The following is a 240-nucleotide window of genomic DNA, read 5'->3' as shown; positions in this document are numbered from 1 at the left end:
ATTTGACTCGGGTAACCGCCGTCATACCTCATTCTCTGCTGTGTTTGTCTCGCCAGAAGTCGATGACAACATTGAAATTGATATCAACCCATCTGACGTGCGTACCGATACTTACCGTGCTTCGGGTGCAGGTGGTCAGCACATTAACAAAACTGACTCTGCGGTACGTTTAACCCACGCGCCAACAGGCATTGTGGTGGCGTGTCAGAACCAACGTTCACAACATGCCAACCGTGACCA

At 50.4% G+C, this 240-nt stretch carries 1 protein-coding gene; it reads left to right on the top strand.

The features are described 5' to 3' along the window. On the top strand, nucleotides 1-240 hold a 240-nt coding region (locus tag RRF55_RS27725), incomplete at both ends, for a peptide chain release factor-like protein (RefSeq protein WP_439419259.1).

The organism is Klebsiella sp. K47, from assembly GCF_051858335.1.
Classification (GTDB): Bacteria; Pseudomonadota; Gammaproteobacteria; order Enterobacterales; family Enterobacteriaceae; genus Klebsiella; species Klebsiella pneumoniae.
This window is presented reverse-complemented; position numbering and strand designations above follow the sequence as displayed.